Raw genomic sequence first — 22,715 nt, 5'->3', positions numbered from 1 at the left:
CCCTACGTCAAATAACCTTTAGAGCGTAACGTACTGGTTCTTTGATTGAATAAGAAGCTATGGGACGTTTTACCAATTTGCCTGCCGTCGAGGATCACCGGAAGATTTATCGTTATTTCTTGATCCCCTCCGCTCGACACTTCACCGATATCAACATTTCCGAAACTCGCTTCCATATCGTTGATCCATCGAAACAATTTCGCCTGGTCTTGTTGCGTCAGCACCATTTCCCCACCCAACAAAGTTGCGTTGACTTCGCCAATTCCAGGGACAACCGACGAAGGAGTTCCGGTATGGTATCTCGGAACCGTTCCGCCTTGATGCCTTACGATGTTTTCGTATATCGAGCGAACGACAGACACAGCTTTTTTCGCTGGTTTTGTGAGCCAACCGTGGAGGTCTTTCGCAACTCCTATAGCACTATAAATCGAGTAAGTCGAAACGTTTTTCGTCACACTTCTCGAGATATCTCGATTCAAATCGCTCGTCTTTCTTTGACCGGATTCAATATCGCTACTACTCATCTTCTTAAATGTAGATCGATTGAGCAGTTCGTTTAATCTACCCGCCCTTGTCTGACCAAAGTCGATATCGCTACTATCCATCGGTTTCTTCGTGTTCTGGTTGGCTTTCGAGTTCAAAACGTCTACTTTTTGATTTCCTTCATCAATATCCGTAGTGTCGACTGGTTTTTTCGTAGGGCTGTGAAGTTCATCGTTCATCTCAATAGCGGATTTAGTTCCTTCGTCTATTTCGCTATTCACTTCTGATTGCGCGCCAGCGGTTTCGTTTACAGTCGACTTAATATCTTCGAGAACTGCATTTTCTTTTTCTAGCGAATTAATGTTTTCGAGAGTGGCTTTATCAATTTCGTAGGTTCCAGTCAACTGCTCTTTTAGGGAAGAGATCAGACTTTGATTCGCCTTAATCTTCTTATCAATACCCGCTAATTCCTTACCCGCCTCAATATTAATGCCATTTTGAGCAAGCAATAAATTAGCCATCTGTTGTTTTGCTACTTCGTGTTTTGCTATTTTCTCGTTGAGCGAGCCAATCTCGCCTTGCGCAGCTTCTGCTTTTTCAAACGTTGCATCCCGCTCTCGCTCCGCCTGTTCAATCAGCGTATCGTAATGTTCTATCCTCTGCTTTGCCCACCAGTCATTCGATTTTTCCCCGTCTACCAGCTTATTTTGCCACATGGTTCTCGTTGCGTATAATTCATTGATACGTGAACTTTGTTCGTTGTGTTGCTGGCGAAGCGTACTTAGTTCGCTCTCTTTCTGCTTAATTCGATCCATCCACTCCGCATACTTGTTAGCTCCTTCCGAGAGCTTCTGCATGAGTTCCATCTTCAACATTTCTTGTTGTTGATAGTTCATCTCACGCATTTTCTCGGTTGTCTCGACCACTTCGTTCCCTAATTCCGAAACCGCAGTCTCCGTCATCGGAAACGCCTCAATCAGCTCGCCATTTAACCGAACCATCGTATTCAGCTCGTCATTCGACAATCCCGATTTTTCACGAAGACCTTCCATTTCTTCTTTAATCTTCGCTACTTTTTCCTCGCTATTTGTTTGCGCCAGTTCCTCTTGAAGATCGATGTACCGTCCAAATTCCTCCGTAGTCAAACGACTTTTCGATTTCAGTTCCTCGAAGGAACCGATGAGTTGATCATTCGCCTCGGTCTGCTTGATTCCGGCTTGAACTTGCTCCATCGAAACCTCTACATGTCGCTCCTGTTGCATGATATATCCCGTCATAACGGCAGCAATAGCTGAAATCCCCGCAATAATCCATCCGGCGGGACCCATGCTTGCGTATAGCGCCGCTACAGCGACACGCAGTCGAAGGAAAGCCGTAGAGACGAGAGCAACTGTACTCGCTACGCCAGCCATCGCGAGACCCATCGCCACTGAACTTGAATCGAGTTTCCCAAACAACCGAACAACATCCGTAGCTGCATCGACGATGTCGGTGAAATACGGCAAGAATTCGTTCCCTATCGATATTCCGAGACCTTCCAATGCAGACTGGAACTTCTTGAACGACCCCAACATATTGTCGCCCATGGTATCCGCCATTCGTTTCGCAGCACCATCGCTGTTCTCCAGTCCTTCGGCGTATTCGGCGAGAGCATCCGGCCCCTTGTTGATGACGTTTATAAAACCCGATGCCGCTTCTGTGCCTACGAGTTGCGCGAGTGTTGACGTTTTCTGTTTCTCCGTCATGCCGTCGAGGCGTTCTGCAATGAAACCGATTAACTCTGGCATCGGTTTCATTTCGCCATTGGTTCCGGTGATCGATATTTCGAGTTCGTCCATCAAATCCTTTGCTTCCTGAGATGGATTCACTAGTGAAAGCAACGATTGGCGGAGCGATGTCCCCGCCTGGGACCCCTGAATTCCAGCATCTGACATTGAAGCAATCGCAGAAGCAGTCTCTTCGACACTCCAACCTAACTGACTTGCGATTGGAGCAACGTATTTCATCGCATCCCCAAGCTGATCGATATTCGTATTCGATGACGAAACCGTCGAAGCCATGACGTCTACGAGATGCCCCGTTTGATCCGCCGACATTCCGAATCCAGTGAGAATATTCGAAGTAATATCCGCAGCAGAACCAAGATCAATGGCGCCTGCTTTCGCCAAGTTCAAAACGCCAGGCATTGCGGCGATAATTTCAGTTGTATTGAAACCCGCCATCGCCAAGTACTCCATGCCACTCGCCGCTTCGGAAGCGCTAAATGAAGTCGTTTCACCTAGCTGACGTGCCACCGCCTCGAGTTCCTTGAATTGCGTTTCATTTGCGCCACTGATTGCTTTGACACGAGACATCGCCTGCTCGAATGTCGCCGCGACTGCCGTTGATCCGCCTATGCCGACAGCGACCGCGCCACCGACCGCCAAGGCGCCTTTCTCAATTAGTCCGAATGATTTCGTCATCTTTCTTCCGTAGTATGTGGTGTCATTCATGTTTTGCTTGGCGCGATTCAATTCTGTATTAAATTGATCCGCTTCCAACAACATTTTCGCCTTGATCGTACCTGCATTCGCTATTTCCTCTCACCTCGCTTTCCCCGAAGCTGACCGTATAGAACGTGAAGAGCGTCCATCTTCTCTCTATTGAATCGACTATTCGCTGTATCGATCTCCTTTTTCAATCCGGACTGTCGTTCCATCTCCGTTATAAATCGCTTCCGATCCTCGTTCTTCAAGTGAGGAAGCATCCCCAACATCGCAACTTCCATAGCCGTTCTTGCCTTCTGCCTGCGCTTGGCTTCCAAGACTTTTGGCAAATCGATCATATAGAACTCCGTCTCGATGACGTGCTGGCTAACACCAAGCTCTACCGCAATCTCGATGAGCCAATCGTCTACTGTTCGCTTTTCTTCGGAGCTGCTTTCGGCAGAAGGCTCATTACGTTTTTTACTGTGCGGGAAAGATTGTTGCGGTTTTCCACGGCAATAAAGTAGTTAATTAGTTCGTCTAATCCGGCATTTTCAGTTAAGTAGTCCTCATCTACACCGCTTAAAATCGAACTCACCGCGATTACTTCATCGAGCGCAAGTTCAATAGCAGCCACTAGGTGCGCATGTATCTCGTGTTCCGGCGCTCGGATGACTTGCATTAATAACCCAGGAAGGCGTTCAACAACACGGATAATCTCTTTGAACTTCTTCGCTGTGACCTTCGTTACTCGGACTTCCTTTTCGCCTAACACGCAGACATCCGATAGTGTCATAGCACTTTTCGCTCTATCAACCTCACGCTCTTTCAGCTTCGCAAATAAATCGAACATCCAATCACCTCTCCGTTCAAATTAAAAGGCGAGCTTTCGCCCGCCGATCGTTAAATTCTTTATGCTGTCGCTGACTCATCACCAAGTATAAAAAGTTGATTATCGTTATCTTTGTCTACGTAGGCCTTAAAAGTCACGTTGTAAATCCGAACATTATCACTGTCGAATGTCGCTTCAATATCCGCCATAGGAGCGGCTAATGGAATCGTAATGTAGTCGTTCGGTGTAGAACTCGGATCAGTCGGTTTAATCACGAGTTTATCCGCCAATTCCATCATATTGAAGCCAGCGTTCGCTTTCACGATAAGCTTTTTCTTTTCTGTATCCGTTGCATCCGTCACCAACTCAGAATCCGGCATGACCTGTGCTAGACGACTTAAATCATATTCCGCAAACGGAACCTTCACCTGCGCGGCACGTCCTTTTGAAATGGACTTAACTGGGGTATCTCCGTATTGATCGACGGTGATGTCATGCACACTCGTCTCAACCGAAAATACAATGCCACCCTTCGTAATATCATAGACGGTAGGTGTCATGGAGCCATATTCAACAATAGCTGGACCCACCGGAACATCAATCGTGTTTACAGACATTCATTTTCACTCCCTCACTAATTTCGGTTTCACTATCGCTCGAAAGTTCATTGAGTAAATTGGTCTACTGTTCTCATCCACGCCAATGAAAAAAGGAACCGAACCCATCGCGATGATTTGTACGATGTGATCGCTCCCTATATCGACATGCTTTTGATTGACGAGAGATTCGAATATCTCGTAAGCCTTTGCTTCTACGCCTCCTGCGTCCGTCTCCGCCCCTCTGACTAGTATCTGAAAATGTGGAACTCGTTTCCCCGTCCATTCGTCTGTACCTTCGCCTGGGTAAATCCGGACTATCACGCAATCGTCTATCGAATTCTCCGGAAAGCGATTCGGATAGTATACGTAGGAGACTCGACTACGAATCCAAGTGATTAATTCGAGTGTACGTATCTCCGTCACCTCCCTTCGTTATAGACTCAATGCGCGTTCCATCGCTTCCTTCCACCACTTTGCGTATTTGTTTTGCTCTCCGTAAAGCGGGCGCGAAAGGTATTTATTTCCCGCAGAGTATCCGTCAGTACCACCTGCGGAAGACGATTGTGGGCCGAGATTATAATCGTATTCATGCGTCCAAAGAGCGTAGTTAAATCCTCGCTCTGACGCCGAAAACGACACCTCGCCCGAAATTACATCTCCTTTCGACTCGACCTTTTTCTGCGAACTACGTCTCAACTGACCCGTATCGATCGGTGCGATGTTAACAGAGATCCGTTCCAAGTCGTCGACTGACGCTTGAACTGCCGTCTTTCCCGCTACTTCAATCTTCGCTGGAATAAGCGCAGTCTTCGCAAAGAAATCCGATGCATCGAATTCTACCTTCGCCATTATAGCCTCACCCTCGTAAACAAAGGCTTCCCACCGAAATCCCGAATGATATCGATTCGCTTCGGCGATCCTTCAGTCGCTATTCCGAGTTCATTCTCGTATGAAATATCGTCACCATACCGGACATCAACGAGTCCATTCAAAAGTACCGTCAGCGAGGCGACAACTTCGTCTCCCCGCGAATCAGTGACGACTTCTGAACCTTCCTTGACGCGACAGGCATACTCGATGGGATCGGCAGGTATCGGATTTCCCCATTCGTCAAGTTCTCCAGAACTTTTCGTGATGGTGACGGTTTGTTTGAGCGGAACCAGTGGCATTTATATCACCGTCCAAGTGGCACGGTGTGAAGCTCCAGAATCATGTGCGATAATCTTCTTGGCTTCTGGCGCGATATCGTCAGTGCCTGCGCCTTTCGTCAAAACGGAGACGCCTTCAACCGATACTTGAAGAACACCTAGTTCCGCCTTTTGAATGGCATCATCTTTCCGGAGCATCCATAGTGCCTGCTCGTAGACAGCTTCGACAGGCATTCGGTTGTCTTCGTCATCGATGTCGTATGAAGACGAGTAGTAGCGATAGAGAACGCGTTCGGCGTTGTTGAGCGCCTTCTGACGTTTCTCGTCCGAAACTTCGTCCCACGCATCAGAGTGCAGAACTTCTTCGTTGAAATACATTTTCGCATCCGTCAGGCTTACTGTTGTCGCCATTTAGCGCACCTCCCTACTTAGCGGAGGAACGCTTTGAAGTTTTCTTTTTCGTGGACTTCGATTTCTCTTCTTTCTTTTCTTCCGGTTTCTCTTCGTTTTCTTTCGGCGTTTCCGACGGCTCGGAATCTCCGATTGGTTCTACCGTTTCCTGTTCCGTTTGATTTGGCGCTGATTCGGATGGTTCTGCTTTTTCGATGGGTTCCGTTTGTGATTTAGGAACATCAATGCGCTTCATCCACGTAGGACAAAGCGCATCGAGTAATTCTACTTCTTCTTTCTTTTCCGTTTCATAGTCACCGAGATAATCAAATTGAATGCGTTCCTTATTGCCAAGGACGCTGTAATTTGGGTGTGCTTTATATTTCGCCATACGATCCCTCCTACGATACCGTCGTGCTAATGTTCTCGATAATCGCGATCTTCTCGTTTGCATTCTTCACTTTGATGCCATACTCCCCGCGAATCTGACGAGAAACGTAGTCAGCGCCTGGAGTCGTAGCATCTTCATCGTACATTGGGCGAAGTGGGTGCATAGACAATATATTTCGGTCAAATAGCGCCACTTTATTTTTTGGGAAGTTCGGATCTACGACCACCGTCGCTACGTTCCCGCCGACAATGTCGGAGACAAACGTAGAAATTCGATGCCCTGTCGCTGTGTCTTGGCGTTCTGTCCGAATGCTATCGCCTGCTAATTTAGAAATTTGACGCGCTCCTGCCGTATTGGTAAGAATCGTATTTACACTACCTCCTCGTTGGTAAACGGCTTCCATGACGCCATTCAATAAAGACGCAGACAACTCTCCGCCACTCGCATTTTCTTTTTTCGCGCCATTGGCATTCGCGAAATAGAGTAAACCGCCAGTTGTACGCGGAATGCCTGACGTATTCATGCGACGTCCATAAATCAACCAATCGTTAAACTCACGCGTTGCTTCCTGTAATCGAAGCTCAACTTGATAGTTCAATTCATTAGAAACGTTATGCGTCCGCACGGCTTGTTGTGTCTTAGAAACAGCGGCATAACGCTCAATAATCTGTGCGTAATTATAGTCGACATAACGGTCGTGACTTTCGTCAGTGCCAGGATTTTCGCCTTCATATTGTGGACGAGATACGATCCGCAATTCCGCCCCATCTGCTAAGTCTGCCGCCGTCGTACCATCGAATCCACGTGCTACCGTAATTTGATCGCCGTTCACCGCAGTCACCCGCATATATTCCTCGCCAGCGACGATTATCGCGTTCACACGGAATTTTTCACCGTCTGTCGCAGGCAAATCGATGGTCGTATCGCTTGCCGTCTTGGCTCCGTTTACACTCGATAGATTCGAGTTCAAACGGTCGCTCATCCATTCGTACTTCGTATTGTGAATCGCCTCGCCGTTCATCCCTACTAGTCCTAATAACGTCGGAGCGTCATTGATGATCATTTCGATACCAGCGTCTAGCTGACGTACCTGATCTTGAAAGTCATACGATTTTTGCATTTACCTTACCTCCGTTTTTGAAATTAAAAATAGCCGCCTTTTCGGTCGACTACTTAAGTAATCCTTTAATTTTGTTGGATATCTCGATAACCTTCGTAAAGTTCCCTTCCTTCTTCGCTTCGTCCAGTTGTGCTTTCAGTGTCTTTGCATCTCCATTTGAAGGCGGATTCGATGGACTGCCAATTTCCTTCGGTTGCTTTTTCTCTCCGACTAGGTACGGTTTGTTTTCGACTAGTGATTTGATTACATCCTCTACACCGCTTACACCCTCATCACCTATTTCCACGTTAGAAAGGTCAGCGAGCTTATATGCGTCTTCGATGTAGGCAACGTTATGCTTTTGAGCCGTTTTGATGAATTCGTTTTGAATCCGTTGCTGACGATTAGATTCGGTCAACTCCGCTAGTTGCTTTTCGAACTGCTCTTTTTCTTTTTGAGCGTCTGAAAGATCCTTCTGCAATCGCTCCTGTTCCGAAAGTTTTTCGCGCTCTAGCTTTTGCTTCTCCTTCGATAGTTTGTCATGTTCACCCAAAATTCCTTTCAGTTTCCCAACGTCATCTATTCCTAGCTCCTTAAAAACGCTCTTAAATTCCTTAAGGCTATCGTTCACCTCCTTGAATCGATCATAGGGAATCGTCTTCTCCTCTTTCTTTCCTTCCGACGGCGGATTGTCTTCGGTATTTGGCGCCTCCGCAGGCGAGGTTTTCGCCGGAGAATGTCCTTCTGGCTCCGCAAACATCTGTAGGTTCATCGGTAATTTTCGTGTATTCTTCATATCAATTAACCTCCATTTTTATGTTCGAGTTTTACGCGCAACGCCGCGATATATTGCGGCTTTTACCGTCTTCCGCCAGGACAAAATAAAAAGACGCCCTTCTTAAGGACGCCATACAGCTCTTTTAAAACGCAGACAAGATCAATGGAATAGCTAACAGTAAATAGATTCCTGAAAATATTATCCGATACCCTCTATCTTTCTGCGTATTTTTCTTCAATTTCACTAGATACACAAACATATAAATAGCTGTAACAGCAAAAATCAGTATAGATTCAATAAGGAGTAGCAACGGATTCACATTCAACACCAACTTTTCAAAATGGAATAACCGCTATGGATTCCTCCAAAATTCACTATTACTCCTTTCTAATTTTATCATAGTCAATTTATCCATTTCAATTCTCCGTCCTTCTCACTTTAAATATTTCCCGGGTTTCTCTTACCCGTCGCTACCGCCTTATTTCCTCGTTCCGCTTGTCTTTCCGCCTTCTGCTTCACCTCTTTCGGCAAGTAATCCGTACTCATCAGAGTTGTAACCGTGTGCTTACAGTTCGGCATGTTATCCAACGGTTTCCCGCGGCACGGACTATCCCATGACCTTCGAGAGGTCCCGCTATTATAGTCTCTGCACGTCCCCGCCTTCTTTGTGATTACGCATAGCGTGAACGGGTTTCGCTCAGGGTTGCCGTATCCTTCGACGTAGGTTTCCCTGAATTTAAGCGGTTTTCGATGTGTGTCGCCACACAAAGCCACCACTGATGGAATATCTGACCTGTAGCACGCAACTCTTCGACAGTCGGATAAGTGCCTGGCGCTGATGAGGATAACTTCACGATCCTAGATTCGTGCCATCGACAGGCGTCCTTGGCCGCATGGCTCGAAATAATTCCAAGATAGGCTCCTCGACCTAACGCCTCATTCGTCTTGCCTTCGTTATGCAGATTCATCATCTTGGTTCGTGCAAGAACTTCAACGTATGTCTCCGGTTTCCATCTCCGTCCTGCTGCATCGATGATCCCCGTATCAACTGCCTCGCCAATTCGCTTCCTCATCTTTTTGAGGATTTCCCGCTTTATCGTCTTCGTTCCGGTAATGTCTTGCGCGGTATTCGATTTAATAACCATTGACGTGATTTTTCGGACATTGAATTGTACTCTGTGACTGATGTTTTCAGAAACCGCGAGTACATCTTTTTGCGTATCTGCCACCGCCACTTTTATTAGCTCTTTGTTTGCGCGATTAAACTCAACGATATTCTCTGCATCTCTTAGATTATCCGCTGCGCCAAGCTCGTATATGGCGTATGCTACTCCGTCTTTTACGGCTTTAGGTATCCGCTTCTCAACCCATGCTTTCGCTTGACTATCCAGCTCCGTAAGGGTGTCGGATATACTCTTTAACATCGCTAGTCGATTGGCACGTTGATATTTCGTCCCTATGAAATTCTCCAGCTCATCAACGATTTCTCCGATTGCCCATCTGTACAGCGACATCAACTCTTCGACGTCATGTTCGTAGTCGGGTGGCGGTATCTGGCGCATTAGGCATCGCCATCCTCGTCACCTTCGACTGGGTTCTCTTCTTGATGGAACACTGACGAATCCACTGTACCAAACGCGTTCTTCTCATCTTCTTTAATCCTTCGCAAAATCTCTTTCGCCTTCATGTCGTCCACTTCGTCCTGAACCTTAATTGCCGTCTGCTGATCCCATGTCGGCTTCTCTCCTGTTCTTATCTGCGCAATTTCAGCAAGCTCTTTCTTATTCTCCGGAATACCGTCTTTCCAGTTAATCGAAGGGTAAATCGGTTCATACGACTCAAATCCGTCCACACCTTCATTCGCCACGTTTTCGAGTTCCATCGAAGTCCATAGTGCATCACGGATTGCTTCGTCAATATGCATTCTGATACGCTTCACTTTGGACAGAATCGGCATGAATCTCGCATGGATTGCCGCCCCATCGGTATGCGAAGTCCCTGTTCCGCCGTCCGTCCCGCGATCCGCGATAACCGTACCAAACAACCATTGCGGAGTCTCCGCCATCTGATAGACGATGCCTAGAAGGTAATCGAGTTCCTTGAATGCGCCTTCTAGCTGCGAATCCCACGTAATTACGCCTGGCGTTGCTTCCTCTTTACCAACTTGGATATATCGCCCACCTGTCGGGCTTGTTGTCGCGTTATCTTCGAGATCTGGGCCGTACATCGTCGGATCAGAGTGTTTCCAAAGAATCCAATCGATTTGAACAAGTCGTTCGTTTATCGCTTGTAAAACGGATTCCACCTTCTCGACCCCGCTAATCCCATCCCAACGGTCATCCGTCGTTTTGTAAGGGACGTGGAAAACTAACATTCGTGGTACTCCTGTTTCGGTTACTTCGGTTTCGCCAATCTGCTCTTCAATATCGAACACCTGAATTGGTACATCGTCGACGATATCCACTCGTTTATTAGCTAATCGGAACCTTTCGTTGAAGATATAGCCTGGAACGTGGCGTTCAACGACTAGATACGGCTCCTCTTCCTTACCGTTATCGATCCACTCTACGAACGCAATATTTATCGCCTTGAACTTCAACCGATTGTTCTCCGATATCTCCGGAAAGGTATATGCCGGATCAGTTGGTTCGATAATCGGTTCCTTGACTGCTCCATCCGGCGGCTTTCCGCTAGGTGTTTCGCTATAGTCCTCGCGGTAACCGTATCGAACCTTTAAGAATCCATCTCCTCGATATCCCATGCCTACACCTAGTCCGTGAATCATCTTGTTGGTTCCGTTATCCTCGACAATCCGCGCTAACGCTTTCTGTTCTGTAGAATCATCCGGTTTCCCTGTCTCGTATGACGGTGGTTCACCAACCATCAAGTCCATTGGTTTCGTCAACAAGATATCCGGAAGATTCACCGCAATCATGAGCTTCGTAAGTTGGTCGAATTGCTCCGCTCGATCCTTCGTATTGTATATTTCCAATGCCCTTTCGCGGATCTCTTCGAGCTTCCCTTCGAATATTTTTTGTCCCCGTTTGTATTTCGCTAGACGAGGTAGGGACGCTGGATCGGGAAACTGGTTGCCAACGTCAAATAACTTCGCCATTCTTTCGCCTCCTCTCTTTACATCCACGCAGGTTTGTTTACGATCTGTGCCTTCGATGCCTTCCCTAGATCCCATGCCATTGCCAAAGCATCTGGGAGATCATCGTGGTCTTGGGGAAATGCTTCGAATTGCCATAATAGCATTCGATGACCGCGGTTAAACTGCAAACGGCCACTCTCGATATCCGGAAGCATCGCTTCAATCCGCAATTCCTTCCGTGTTCGCTGTTTAATCTCCTTGACTCGTGTATTTGCCGGATACCCTTCTTTACGTAGTGCTTCCTTGAGCTTGTGCGTAAAGAACTCTTGTGCCGCCTGCGCCTCTGCTGCGATTTTATGTGGTTGATACTTCATCACCTTGTCTACGATGATCTTCATAAACACGTCAGGATGGACCTTATCGCCCCATGCGTCTACGACTCGAACAGTCTTCGTCTTTCGGTCTTTGGCTATCGTCACAATGGCGCTATAGTCGCCTCTCTGTTTTCCCATCGCAAAGTCAATCCCCATGAAGATGTCGTATTGTTTCGCAGGAAACTCCGTATTCGGATCAATATCGTCCCAATACGTGAACTTCTCTGGATTAAAGATCATGGATTCCTCGTCCAACGGATTGTTCATCAACTCCGTATTGAACGCTTTCGACCCTTCGTCCCACTTGAATCGAAACAACTCGAATAGCGGTTTGACTTCCGGCCATACGACTCTTGCGCGCTTGTTCATTTCGTCTTCATGCGCAAAATAAAAAGCCTTAGCGTTTTCCAAGGCTTCCGTATCCTCTGCGTCGGGATTTTGGTAAATGTCTTGGCACTTCTCCCACAAGTCCATTCGCTCCGGCCAATCGATAACGGCACTATATATTTTCTTTTTGAAGTCCTTCCGGTTTTTCAATACGTGAACTAACAGCGAATCGTGATGCACCGTCGTCCCCATGTAAACGTAAGCAGTTCGTTTTCCTCCTGGATCGCCGAGCGGGATCACGACTTGCGAAAACCAGTCTTTCATCTTCCGACGTAGCTCCTCCGTATTCGTATTCTCTCGCGACTCAAGGTCATCGCAGATAATGAGGTCCGGACGTGTCCCGTTCCAGTTACGTCCCCGCAATGCCTGCCCCGTTGATGTTGACTCCACTTTCGCAATCAGGTTCTGCCTATCGTTCTCTTCCGGTGTCCATGCGACGAAGGTTTCGTTATTATCCCTTGGATTCTCTTGCTTTTTCGGCGAAAGAAGTGGACCGAAGTCATCCCGCAGTTTCTTGTTGTGTTTGAGTTGTAGCGCCAACCACTCCATATTCCCCATCGCAACCGTCGGCGTTTCCGAAATAATGATGATGTACTTGCGTTTTCGGAACACAATTTCGTGAAGCGGAAAAGCTTTCGATAGGAAGGATGACTTTGCGTGTCCACGAGGTGCCGCAACGCAAGTTTTAGCGTTAATTTCTTCATTTGACACGTGGTTCATAATGTCGCAAATTTCTTCATGGAACCATGGCGCATCCTCATGCGACTCCAGTTCAAATCCGTCCCAGTTGCCTGGATTATCCTCGTTCCCAACCTGCGAAAAATACTCCCACGCAAAGCGGTACAGGTTGACTTCGCAATCATGAATCCGCTCTAACCGCTCCAACTCCGTCATATGTTGGTCCAACTCTTCGTATTCACTTGGCGATAGATCGTCGATGTTCTCCGCCATGGCTTCGATCAATTCTGTTAGAGTGTCTATGACTTCTTGCCTTTCCTCGCGAATTAACCAGCGTTTCTCTGACTCAATCCACGCCAATGACTTTTCCTCCTTCCTTTTCGATAAAATTATCGATCATATTTCGTAAATGATCGTTGTTATTTCCGATCTATTCGCATATAATAAATGCAGCAAAACCTGAATGGAGTGATATTATGGAAATCGTTCACCCCATTAAATCAAAGAAGAAGATTAACGCCATGAAGCGCCAATTAAACGACCGTGACCGCCTTCTCTTTGTCATCGGAATCAACTCGGCACTTCGTATTAGCGATATTCTCCGTCTCAAAGTCGGAGATATACGAAACAAAGACGGCTCCCTCTCCGAATATATTTTCGTCCGTGAAGAGAAGACGAAAAAGTCGAAAAGATTCTTAGTGAATGGCGCAATTAAACGCGAACTCTCCCTTTATTTAATTTCCGATATGAGCGGTAACGCCTACCTCTTTCCTTCACGAAAAGGCGTAAACAAACCCATATCCCGTTTCCAAGCACTCCGCATCCTTAAACAAGCGGCTGAACACGTTGGCATCAAAGAGAACGTCGGTACGCATACGTTAAGAAAGACGTTCGCTTATCATCGATTCAAATCCGGAGTTGATTTAACTTACATCACAAAAGCGCTGAACCATTCGAGTCAGCGCGAGACGATGCGGTATATCGGTATTGAACAAAGCGATATGGACGAAATTTACGCCGGAATCGAGTTATAGACGGCGTTTTTCTTTTGCGTAGAAAAAGCGACTCCAAGAAGGGAGTCGCTTAATATTCAATTTTCGGGGTCATACATCATTGAAAGGAATTCTGATAAAGAATTAGCAACTTTGCGTAGGCTATCCTTTTCGTTTTCAGAATCATATTCGCGTTCATGATCGTAGAGCACGATTATAGGCTCACCGTTTTCCAAGGACCTGTAATCAAAACAGAAAAAGTCACCAGAGGGATCATCTGCAAACGGCACTAACTCGGTCGGAAGTTCGTGTTCATCACATGTTGTTTCGTAAGCCTCATAAACAGAAAAATTACCACCTGAATCATTAATGTCGAATAAATTTCCAAATACTTTTCCTTTTACAGCCCCTAAATCAAAAACATGGGGGGTTGGTCTTCCACCATTAAATTTTTTCACACATTCGATGTAATCCTGAGGTAGCTTAAACCCAATCTTTTTTTCGACTTCATAAATTGCTTCTACATCTACAGGCTTTGTGTATTTCCATTTCATAACGTCTCACTCCTCAAATCTATCTATATTCTCTACCTCCGCCCCAAACATCTCTTCCGCCAGTATGATTAGTTTTACCATGTACTTTTGCGTCAACTAGTTGAAGCTTACCTGATTCTTGATGATGATGCCACGTTAAATCAGGTATCCGGTCTTCATGTTCTGCTATCGCATCTAGTTGATCCTTAGTAAATAAGTCTTTCATTTCTGGATTTTTCTTTATTTGTTCATCTAGTATTTTAGTAGCCTCTTTAAACTGTATATAGTCGCTTTTTAAGTAAGACCCCTCGTTCAAATGAATGTCCGGTCCTTTTTTCCAGTCATTAAAATCAGGGAAACCGTTTTTATCAAATGGAACTCCAGTTTTAGGATGTGTCTGTCCAGCTAAATGACCGTTCCTTAGCTTGATCTCACGCCCATCTGTCGATTTCATGTACCGCCTTGTCTTACCGTTTTCTGTTTTGGTGTAAGTCTCGATCTTTGGCTTTGCCGTTGCTACGGTAGCTTCATCCGCTTCCTTCGCCAATTTCTGCCCCGCCATCGGTCCAAACTCGTCAACAGCTCCTAATAACTGACTCCCACCAAATGCTCCGAGAAGTACTCCACCGGCAGTCGCTCCCTTTTGGCTCAATAGAGTACGTTGAAACCTGCGTAAGTATTTCCCCAATAACCGATTCCCTCCCTTTCCTTTTCTAACCTTAAACACTAGTATTGTAGCATTTGTTGGTAGAGTAGGAAAGAGAGTTTCAAGTGTTTTTCAGAAAACGGCTAATTAAATCGATTTTAAGAGCGTTTGGTATTCGTTTGATATGATTTGTGCCTATTCTTATTTTTCTTTCGTTAGAGGCGGTGTAGATCTCGCCTAGGAATGTGTTTCTCTATCCACCATAACCCGTCTTGCTCCACTCCCGTCGATAAACGTCCATTCAATCGGTAATTTAAGCGCATGAGCCTCTTCACCCGTAAAAACATTATTATTAATTGATTTCGCATGCTTAACGGCTTCTTCATATGAGTAGTACAACGCAATATTTAACGAATCCTTACCACAGAGCTGTATGACGCCTCCTACGTAATCCTCTTCGTCTTCATCGTCGTAGTCATCCTCGCAACAACCGGCCAACGGTTCCAGCAATGCCATCACTCTTCCCGCTAACTCCGCCGTTTTCTTCATTTCATAACCAAATTCCGCGAGTTTCGCCCTGGCTCCGTCAGTTTCGAGATTAACCTTGATTTCGATTTCGTTTAGCTTACTCATTACCCGTCATCACCTTATTAGTATTTAGAACCGAGTATTCTTACTTTCCAAACTTAAGTTCATCCACAGATCACATTATAAATTCACTTTTTATCTTGAGTAAACGTCAAGAAATACAACAATAAAAAAAGACCAGCGAGCGCTGGTCAAAGTCAATAACTCAATTCCTATTGATATAGCTCTATACTAGGAACTTTAAAATCATTTTCGTAAGCATAATTAAAGTAGTTCAGAGTTTCAAAAGAGGTACCCATTCTGCTCTCTACTTCAAATGTAAGAGATAGAGTAGAGCCTTCTTCATACTGATCTGTTAAATCACCTTTAAACGGCCATTTAATGACGTCTCCATCATTATCTAAAAACCCGATGTACGTAGTATTTTCACTTTTTTCATAGTGAATTATCTGTATTACGTCAGAAAAATGTACATCATCACCAATACTGAAATCTTTAAAATCACTAACATACATTTTTTTCTCTTGATCAAAACTCTGGTTTTCTAAATCCGCAAAACTTAGCTCTTTAATAGTTCTCTCCTTGCTAGTAAACTCTCTGGATTTCAATTTCTCTTGACTCTCTACTTCTTTATGACTAATTGAGGGTTTTACAAACATAAAGCTTCCTATTTCATTTTCCACAATTTCAATGTCTTCTTCTTTTGGGAGAGCAGGTCTTTCCTGATTAAATATATCCTCTTTTTGCGAAGACCTTTCCAATGGTTGTTTTACATATGGATGCTCTAGCGATATGTAGCAATCCCATTTTTCCTCTGAATTCTCAACAAATCTTACTTCATACTCACCCTTCGGTCCCGAATCTAGTTGAACGAGTTGATTAGCTGTTATCGTTTTAGAAATCACATCTTTACCTCCAGGATCCGTAACAATTACAGATATTTTTCCTGGCCAATTCACGAAAGAAGTACTTGCCACCATATTCATTTTATAATACTTCAAGTTATACTCTACATCCACAGTATGTTTTAGATGAGCTCCATAGTTTCCGTGATTAAAGTAAATAGATCCTGAATTAACCTGGTCTACCCATCCACTATAAGAAGTATTCGGATCTACTTCATACCAATGATTACCTGCTTTTTTCACGATATAGAAAGCTGCTTCAGCCCATGGTACTTTAGCTGCTTCGGCTTTAGATTGAATAGTTGTTGAGGCTACAAGTACAGCAATAACTGCGAACACTGCAATTTTTTTTATCATTTACAACACCCTTCTGATTTAACTTCGATTTTTTAGAATAATCGATGTAAGGATAAAAGAAATCATTGTTATTAACAATAAACCAACGATTGATAGTATATTATCGACTTGAAGGGACCAAGGAGAATGGTTAATTAGGACTTTCGTCAACTTAAAGAGAACGAACCAAAAGAATATAAAAACAATTCCATATAGCACCTTATATATCATTTATCCACTCCTTATAAAAAATTATGTTTAATTTATTACATAATAGTAACTTTAACATCTTATACTACTATAAGTCAAATGTAATTCCATAGTTTATCTATACATCAGTTTAAGTTCTTTTGCTAATTCTTTTTCAATTGCTCATACCGCCTCCTCGCCTTCTCCATTCGCTTCAAATTCCTAAGCGAAGCCTCTTCGTTATACTTCTCGATTGCCTTTCGGTAATGATTGCGCAACTCCCTACCCTTAGCGCCTACCAAACGTAGGCGTTTCGTTTCTGTTTCGGAGAAATGAGAGGTTGTCGGCTCAGCTGCGTTATCCATTTGACGCCTCCTTTTCGCAATAAATGAACAAAGAAAAAAGCATCCGCTATGAGATGCCTCCTAACTCATGAACGAAAAAGCATATTCACAATGCAATAAACAAAAACACTTGCGACAAAAGCGATTGTAAATAAGCCACTCATTATTTTTAACTTTCCGCTCTCTTTTCTGGTCTCTATGAAATCCATAACGCTCAATATCGTTGCCACCCCAGTAATATACGCAAACATAGCCATCATCCATATATCATTATCAGTCTTAACCGTCATAATGAGCGCAATAAAGGCTACAATGGGTGTCGATATTTTGTAAAACTTTTCTATCATCTTCTTTTTCTCCGTTATAGGCTTCTCCAATGTTAAACCCCCTTATGATATCTGCTTACCAGCTATATTACCAAATATGAATTACTTGCGGAGATGCGTGTTTTCTGAAAACCGCATCAGATGAGCCACAAATGATGTTTTACGGTTTGATTGCGGTTGTTATCGGATTAGCGATTATCGCATTCGTCTTCTGGCGGAAACGTAAGGCTTCGTAGAGGAAGCGTAGGATAGCGATTGGTTCGCGATATGAATACGGATTAGAGGCGGATGCGTTCCGTCTCTTTTTCGTTTTGTACAAAAGAAAAGGCACCCTCTAAGGGGATGCCAAGTATCGCTTATTCAACTTCTCCATTCGCTCGCTTTTTTCATCGGGAACCGAATTTCCTTTAGAAAAGGAGATCTTGGACACGGCTTATCAGACTGCGTTGCCGGAGCTGTGACATAGACATTTTTTCTCGCTCTTGTTACAGCTACATACATGAGTCTCCGCTCCTCTTCGATAGTAGAAGAAGGCGCTGCTTTTTCTCTGCATTCAACTAGATTAATTTGATCAAGCGGCACAGCCTGCCCCGCAGGTAGCCCTCCATCGTAGCAACCAACCACGAAGACATTATCGAAGGCTAATCCCTTTGCCCTATGGATCGTTAGTAGATATATTCCATTATACTCACACGGTTTCTTATAGTACAATTCTAAGTTCTTTTTCATATCCTCTTTCTTTTTTCTTAATTCAGTGTAGTAAGCAATCAAAGTAGCCCAAGAAGGATGTTCTTTACATTCTACTTCAATACAATCAAGATCCTCTAGTGGTAACTCTTTTTTTACTTTTGGAAACTGTTTTAGCTGGTTAAATAAATCAGGTATAGAGATCTTTTTTCCCTGATATGCTTTGTGAATAAGATTTAAGTAATTCCTTACCGGATCTATATTATTGCTCTTAAAGGTATTGCCCTCTAAAAACCGAAGGAAGTTTTTAATCATTACGGCCGGTTCCGCTCCATCATTACTAGCATTAAACTCCCTAATTCTATTATTTTTCACATAATACTTCATTGCAGTGTACTGTAGAATACCCAACCATGCATTGTTTTCATCTTCTTCTTTCTCAAAAAGTTTTCTCCAAGAAGCAAAAGCATACTTAAATTCCGCGATATTAAATACACCCAGAACGTCGTCGTTCTTTTCGACTACAAACGGTACCTTTCTTCGAGTTAAAACCTGATATATTCTTTGTAGCTGCCCTACAGAGCGGTAAATAATAACACTATTTGTATAGTTAGGTTTCTCCACAATATCTGCAAATTTAAACGCCTCTCTTCCCCCCAGACGCTCAATTTGATCAACTACCCAATTAGCTTCCTCGATAGAATTATCCGCAATCACAGTATAAGCCTGACCATTTTTTTTGTGGAAAGGCTTCATCGATTTTTCAATCCTATCGTGTTTGTTATACGCAATACCACGATTACCACCTTTCACGATATTCGGAGAAGAACGGTAATTTATCATCAGTTCCACCGTATGGGTATCGCGGGTTCGATCAAATTCCTTGATAAAACCAGGATCTGACCCTCTGAATGCATATATACTTTGATCATCGTCTCCAACAATAATCAATTTTGCACCTTCGTTTGATTCAGGCGGTGTTATGAGGTTTACTATTTGCACCTGTAATGGATTCGTATCTTGGAATTCATCTATAAAAATGTAATCGAACCTTCTTCTAACGTAATCTCGTACTGATTCAAACTGGTTTAATGCTTCATAAAGATTGACCATATAATCATCGTAAATAACAATGCCCTCATCTTTACGCGTTTTATTAAACTCCTCCATCATCAGTTTAAATCGCTCGCTAATCGGCTCTTGCCCTTTACTATCCTCTAGTAGATTATCGAAGTGCTTCTTTATCGCACCAACCATGTCTTCCAAAGAATAACCCATATTAACCCAGTAAGAAATACGGTCTTTTATCTTCTTATCCCCGTGCTTATTGAATTCATGTAGTTTATATTTGGTGATTAGTCTGCCTAATATTCTTCCGTAATTACTATCTCCCTCGTCAGGATCACCGCCCTGTACCCCAATAGATCTCACTGCCGGAAATTGGTTTTTTAGCTCATGGAATAGTTTGATGAACACGCTATGAAACGTACCTATACGTAGTTGTGTTTGATCCGTCCCTAAGAATTGATGTACGCGGTGCTCCATCTCATCGCTAGCCTTACGCGTGAAAGTAATCATACATATCCGCGATTCTTCCACTCGTTCCATCGTTGCCAGATAAACCGCCTTAGAGCAAATTGTTTCCGTCTTGCCGCTTCCCGCCCCTGCAATAATACGTAAATTCTTGTCCATGTTATATCGGATTGCTTCGACTTGATCCGCATTAAACGGATTGCCTTTTATCTTCTCAAGATGATCGAAGAAACTTTTGTCTCTATCGTATTCATCAATAATGAAAGACTTCGGTTGTTTCGGTAACTTCCCGAAATGACTGCTGTACTGCTCGATGTCTTCTTTGTACTTCGATTCTTTACTCTGCAAATCGTTAACCTCGTGACCTAATTCGTTATTTAACTTGTTCTGGTTATTCAAATCACGAGTTATCGCCTCCAGTTTCTCCTCCAATCGACTGTTATCTTTCTTTAACATCGAATTATCGTTTGATACACGTTCTATCTCCGACTCTAATTGAGAAACGGTTTCCTTATACTTCGCAACACCTGTGACTTTATCTAAGATACTCACAAAATATCCCTCCCGAAATACGTATTTCTACGAGAAGGATACTTTCCCCTTTATTTATTGGTGATTACCGTAGCCCCACCGACTCCCTAGCGGATACCAACGATTCCCTCCGAACATTATTTTTATTACGCGGATTCTACTTACGCCAGACGCCACCTCTTCGCTACCCCCGCCTGGGGGGTCATAACGTATGCGAATTGTCACCTCTTCCTCTCTCTGCATCAACGTATCGTTATTCATATCGACTCATATCGAATGTAACAGAAAAGAGTTTTGTTACATTGAACGAAACCGTAAATCGCTTGCTACGACTACACTCGTGTATACCAATAAGAAGTATAATGACGTCATCATCAGTATGCACTTCGTAGCCATGCGTATATATACGTAGTGCATAACGTCTGTAACCGTTGGTACGTATGGCACTACGCCTCCTCTCCACACCGTATGTCCTACGCAATATACCCCCATGTCCCAATACTAGATAGGACCTCCGTAATGAATGAAATGGCGTATAGTAAATGTAAATATACGGTAGGTATTCGAATGGGATACGGAAAATTTCGAGGAGGACGTCCATAAAAGGCGTACAGCGGGTGTATACGATAGTCCAACGTTACATGCGTTACCTCTTCATACCGCGATACCCCACGCAATCAACCGTATCCCTACTTATTTATATGTCACCCCCGAAATGAAAAGCGTAACGCCTGTCGTAATTTCAACGTCCTCCCCCGTTATTAAAAGCGCTATCTCTACGAAATGAATACGATACTTCTCGACATTACTCCGTTACGCCCATTCTCCGTCTTCGAAATCATCGATATCAATGTCTTTATCCTGAATATATCTATCTTCTTCGCTTTCTTCCGTCTCCTCCTCGCCTACTTCCGTTTCTGTTTCACTTTCTTCTGCATCGTCATCCCCTTCGTCTCCCTTACGCTTCTTATACCGTTCCAACCGCGCCTTAATATCATCTACGTTATGAGACACGTTGCTATTTACGTTTTGGTTTACCTCGACTTCATCCGTAAGGATACCGCCTATCGATTTCAGCATTAATTCGAGATGCTTTCCGCTACCCGATAATGCTTGCATAATTCCGGCTTCCAGTAATTCAGGCGCCCTGTCTCCGACTAACCTTCGCATCTGTTTCTTAAATTCGCGATCAAACGTATCATCATTCCGCCATTCCCATAACGTCTTTCTCGTTACTCCGCATTCTTCCGCAATCTCCGAGAGCGACAAACCGCCATTATCCGGTTGAATGAGATAACTTAACGCTTTGTAATGCTTCGCTTCTAAACGTTTTAACGCCATGGTTTCGCCTCCTTTCGTTTGTTATGCGTTGGATATCTTCGCTAGCTAACGCAGTGGACGTATCAGCGCGACTAAACGACTTGAATACGCCTGTGGCGTTAATAGGAACGTCATAACTGTATACTTGGCGCAATGGACTTCGCAATAAAATTACCAAAGGATACTCCTCCTTATCCGTTTTCCTTTCGGTCTTATTTACTCGCAGTCAAGGACAGGTAAGGACTTGACAGTAATAACGTTATTTATGGCTCTATGATTAGCGTTATGGAGACATTACTGGCACTCCTTATCTCGCGAATAAGGATATAGGTATAGTAACTGTAAATAAATAGTATTTAATAGTAATAGATGTTTATTGCGTTGTTCATTTCGATATCTATGCGCTATGAACTGTGCTATCTTTAAACCTATATCAATAAGGTGTGTTATAAATAGTAGTAGAGATTTAATCTAGGAGGTATACATGAGTAAATCACATTGTTGCAAATCCATGACTTATCATGCTAATTACGTTTGTGACCAACACGAAAGTCCTTTCGATTGTCCAGATAACTTGATTTATTACGATCTAAATTCCGATGAATACGGCATTATCATTCATGACGGCGGTCCTTCATACGTAATTATTTATTTCTGCCCTTGGTGCGGAACAAAACTCCCTGAATCAAAATCATAAATAGAACGAGTTTCCGTCTCCTCTTCGTCAACTCACTTTGTTTGCGATGGCCCTCCCGTTTTCTTCGTTTCATAACGACTATAAAGAAAAGAACAAATCTGGACTTTTTAGCGATAATATCGGCTGTATCCTTTACTATGACTACGATACAGCTTTTTATTCAACGCGCAAAAAAGGTAAAACAATCGAGGGTAAATCGGCAAAAAAGGTAAAACAATTAATTTTGATTGGTAAAAATAAGTTTATATTTGCAAAAATTAAACCCTTTTCTCTAATCTCAAGGAAACCCATGTGAGAATTATGTGTGATATCCTATCTCTAATGCTCTTTCAGCCGCATCATATAAATAACCCTTCGCTAAAAATTTGCG

The 22,715-nt window shown here is 43.8% G+C and carries 26 protein-coding genes; 3 read left to right on the top strand and 23 right to left on the bottom strand.

Annotated features, from left to right (window positions below; genetic code table 11):
* Positions 1-2 precede the first annotated feature (2 nt).
* The 15 genes from AC6RGY_RS00130 to terL form a co-directional block, all read right to left on the bottom strand.
* The gene (locus tag AC6RGY_RS00130; RefSeq protein ID WP_499858650.1) at positions 3-3,023 is read right to left on the bottom strand and encodes a phage tail tape measure protein; all 3,021 of its coding nucleotides are present in this window, start codon (positions 3,021-3,023) and stop codon (positions 3-5) included.
* Positions 3,024-3,055: 32 nt separating this feature from the next.
* Positions 3,056-3,307 (bottom strand): hypothetical protein, encoded by a 252-nt coding sequence (locus tag AC6RGY_RS00125; RefSeq protein ID WP_499858648.1) that lies wholly within the window; start codon positions 3,305-3,307, stop codon positions 3,056-3,058.
* A gap of 68 nt (positions 3,308-3,375) precedes the next feature.
* A complete protein-coding gene (locus AC6RGY_RS00120; RefSeq protein WP_499858646.1) occupies positions 3,376-3,801 on the bottom strand; it encodes a hypothetical protein in 426 nt (141 codons plus the stop codon).
* A 59-nt stretch (positions 3,802-3,860) separates the two neighbouring features.
* Positions 3,861-4,397, bottom strand: a complete 537-nt coding sequence (locus AC6RGY_RS00115; protein WP_499858645.1) for a hypothetical protein — start codon at positions 4,395-4,397, stop codon at positions 3,861-3,863.
* A 6-nt stretch (positions 4,398-4,403) separates the two neighbouring features.
* On the bottom strand, positions 4,404-4,802 hold the full coding sequence (locus AC6RGY_RS00110) for a minor capsid protein (RefSeq protein WP_499858643.1): 399 nt from the start codon (positions 4,800-4,802) through the stop codon (positions 4,404-4,406).
* Positions 4,803-4,811: 9 nt separating this feature from the next.
* The gene (locus tag AC6RGY_RS00105) at positions 4,812-5,228 is read right to left on the bottom strand and encodes a hypothetical protein (RefSeq protein WP_499858641.1); all 417 of its coding nucleotides are present in this window, start codon (positions 5,226-5,228) and stop codon (positions 4,812-4,814) included.
* On the bottom strand, positions 5,228-5,548 hold the full coding sequence (locus AC6RGY_RS00100) for a hypothetical protein (RefSeq protein ID WP_499858638.1): 321 nt from the start codon (positions 5,546-5,548) through the stop codon (positions 5,228-5,230). The genes AC6RGY_RS00105 and AC6RGY_RS00100 overlap by 1 nt, the downstream gene beginning before the upstream one ends.
* The gene (locus AC6RGY_RS00095) at positions 5,549-5,938 is read right to left on the bottom strand and encodes a hypothetical protein (protein ID WP_499858635.1); all 390 of its coding nucleotides are present in this window, start codon (positions 5,936-5,938) and stop codon (positions 5,549-5,551) included.
* A gap of 13 nt (positions 5,939-5,951) precedes the next feature.
* On the bottom strand, positions 5,952-6,308 hold the full coding sequence (locus AC6RGY_RS00090; RefSeq protein WP_499858631.1) for a hypothetical protein: 357 nt from the start codon (positions 6,306-6,308) through the stop codon (positions 5,952-5,954).
* Between the two features lie 10 nt (positions 6,309-6,318).
* Positions 6,319-7,428 carry an SU10 major capsid protein gene (locus tag AC6RGY_RS00085; RefSeq protein ID WP_499858630.1) on the bottom strand — a complete coding sequence of 370 codons (1,110 nt, stop codon included), beginning with the start codon at positions 7,426-7,428 and terminating at the stop codon, positions 6,319-6,321.
* A gap of 49 nt (positions 7,429-7,477) precedes the next feature.
* Positions 7,478-8,203 carry a phage scaffolding protein gene (locus tag AC6RGY_RS00080; RefSeq protein ID WP_499858627.1) on the bottom strand — a complete coding sequence of 242 codons (726 nt, stop codon included), beginning with the start codon at positions 8,201-8,203 and terminating at the stop codon, positions 7,478-7,480.
* A gap of 420 nt (positions 8,204-8,623) precedes the next feature.
* A complete protein-coding gene (locus AC6RGY_RS00075; RefSeq protein ID WP_499858624.1) occupies positions 8,624-8,764 on the bottom strand; it encodes a hypothetical protein in 141 nt (46 codons plus the stop codon).
* Positions 8,765-8,856: 92 nt separating this feature from the next.
* Positions 8,857-9,747: a phage minor capsid protein gene (locus AC6RGY_RS00070; protein WP_499858622.1), complete on the bottom strand. Its 891-nt coding sequence runs from the start codon at positions 9,745-9,747 to the stop codon at positions 8,857-8,859.
* Positions 9,747-11,300 (bottom strand): phage portal protein, encoded by a 1,554-nt coding sequence (locus tag AC6RGY_RS00065; protein WP_499858618.1) that lies wholly within the window; start codon positions 11,298-11,300, stop codon positions 9,747-9,749. The genes AC6RGY_RS00070 and AC6RGY_RS00065 overlap by 1 nt, the downstream gene beginning before the upstream one ends.
* Before the next feature lie 17 nt (positions 11,301-11,317).
* A complete protein-coding gene (terL, locus tag AC6RGY_RS00060) occupies positions 11,318-13,078 on the bottom strand; it encodes a phage terminase large subunit (protein WP_499858616.1) in 1,761 nt (586 codons plus the stop codon).
* Positions 13,079-13,194: 116 nt separating this feature from the next.
* Between terL and AC6RGY_RS00055 the strand changes: the two genes are divergently transcribed.
* On the top strand, positions 13,195-13,752 hold the full coding sequence (locus AC6RGY_RS00055; protein WP_499858613.1) for a site-specific integrase: 558 nt from the start codon (positions 13,195-13,197) through the stop codon (positions 13,750-13,752).
* A 56-nt stretch (positions 13,753-13,808) separates the two neighbouring features.
* Here the strand turns inward: AC6RGY_RS00055 and AC6RGY_RS00050 are convergent, their stop codons facing one another.
* From AC6RGY_RS00050 to AC6RGY_RS00020, 7 genes are all read right to left on the bottom strand, one after another.
* Positions 13,809-14,264: an SMI1/KNR4 family protein gene (locus AC6RGY_RS00050; RefSeq protein WP_499858610.1), complete on the bottom strand. Its 456-nt coding sequence runs from the start codon at positions 14,262-14,264 to the stop codon at positions 13,809-13,811.
* 19 nt (positions 14,265-14,283) lie between these two features.
* The gene (locus AC6RGY_RS00045; RefSeq protein ID WP_499858608.1) at positions 14,284-14,931 is read right to left on the bottom strand and encodes an HNH endonuclease; all 648 of its coding nucleotides are present in this window, start codon (positions 14,929-14,931) and stop codon (positions 14,284-14,286) included.
* A 195-nt stretch (positions 14,932-15,126) separates the two neighbouring features.
* Entirely contained in the window at positions 15,127-15,522 is a 396-nt protein-coding gene (locus AC6RGY_RS00040; RefSeq protein WP_499858605.1) for a hypothetical protein, read from the bottom strand.
* Between the two features lie 167 nt (positions 15,523-15,689).
* Entirely contained in the window at positions 15,690-16,739 is a 1,050-nt protein-coding gene (locus AC6RGY_RS00035; protein WP_499858601.1) for a hypothetical protein, read from the bottom strand.
* Positions 16,740-17,071: 332 nt separating this feature from the next.
* The gene (locus AC6RGY_RS00030) at positions 17,072-17,272 is read right to left on the bottom strand and encodes a hypothetical protein (RefSeq protein ID WP_499858598.1); all 201 of its coding nucleotides are present in this window, start codon (positions 17,270-17,272) and stop codon (positions 17,072-17,074) included.
* A 65-nt stretch (positions 17,273-17,337) separates the two neighbouring features.
* Positions 17,338-17,628, bottom strand: a complete 291-nt coding sequence (locus AC6RGY_RS00025) for a hypothetical protein (protein WP_499858596.1) — start codon at positions 17,626-17,628, stop codon at positions 17,338-17,340.
* A gap of 309 nt (positions 17,629-17,937) precedes the next feature.
* Positions 17,938-20,349, bottom strand: a complete 2,412-nt coding sequence (locus AC6RGY_RS00020; RefSeq protein WP_499858594.1) for an ATP-dependent helicase — start codon at positions 20,347-20,349, stop codon at positions 17,938-17,940.
* A gap of 190 nt (positions 20,350-20,539) precedes the next feature.
* On the opposite strand from AC6RGY_RS00020, the gene AC6RGY_RS00015 reads away from it, so the two are divergent.
* On the top strand, positions 20,540-20,740 hold the full coding sequence (locus tag AC6RGY_RS00015; RefSeq protein WP_499858591.1) for a hypothetical protein: 201 nt from the start codon (positions 20,540-20,542) through the stop codon (positions 20,738-20,740).
* Between the two features lie 401 nt (positions 20,741-21,141).
* On the opposite strand, the gene AC6RGY_RS00010 is transcribed toward AC6RGY_RS00015, so the two are convergent.
* Entirely contained in the window at positions 21,142-21,669 is a 528-nt protein-coding gene (locus tag AC6RGY_RS00010) for a phBC6A51 family helix-turn-helix protein (protein WP_499858588.1), read from the bottom strand.
* 463 nt (positions 21,670-22,132) lie between these two features.
* Between AC6RGY_RS00010 and AC6RGY_RS00005 the strand changes: the two genes are divergently transcribed.
* On the top strand, positions 22,133-22,345 hold the full coding sequence (locus tag AC6RGY_RS00005) for a DUF6980 family protein (RefSeq protein WP_499858584.1): 213 nt from the start codon (positions 22,133-22,135) through the stop codon (positions 22,343-22,345).
* Positions 22,346-22,715 lie beyond the last annotated feature (370 nt).

The sequence above is a fragment of the Mechercharimyces mesophilus genome, assembly GCF_059818345.1.
This window is presented reverse-complemented; position numbering and strand designations above follow the sequence as displayed.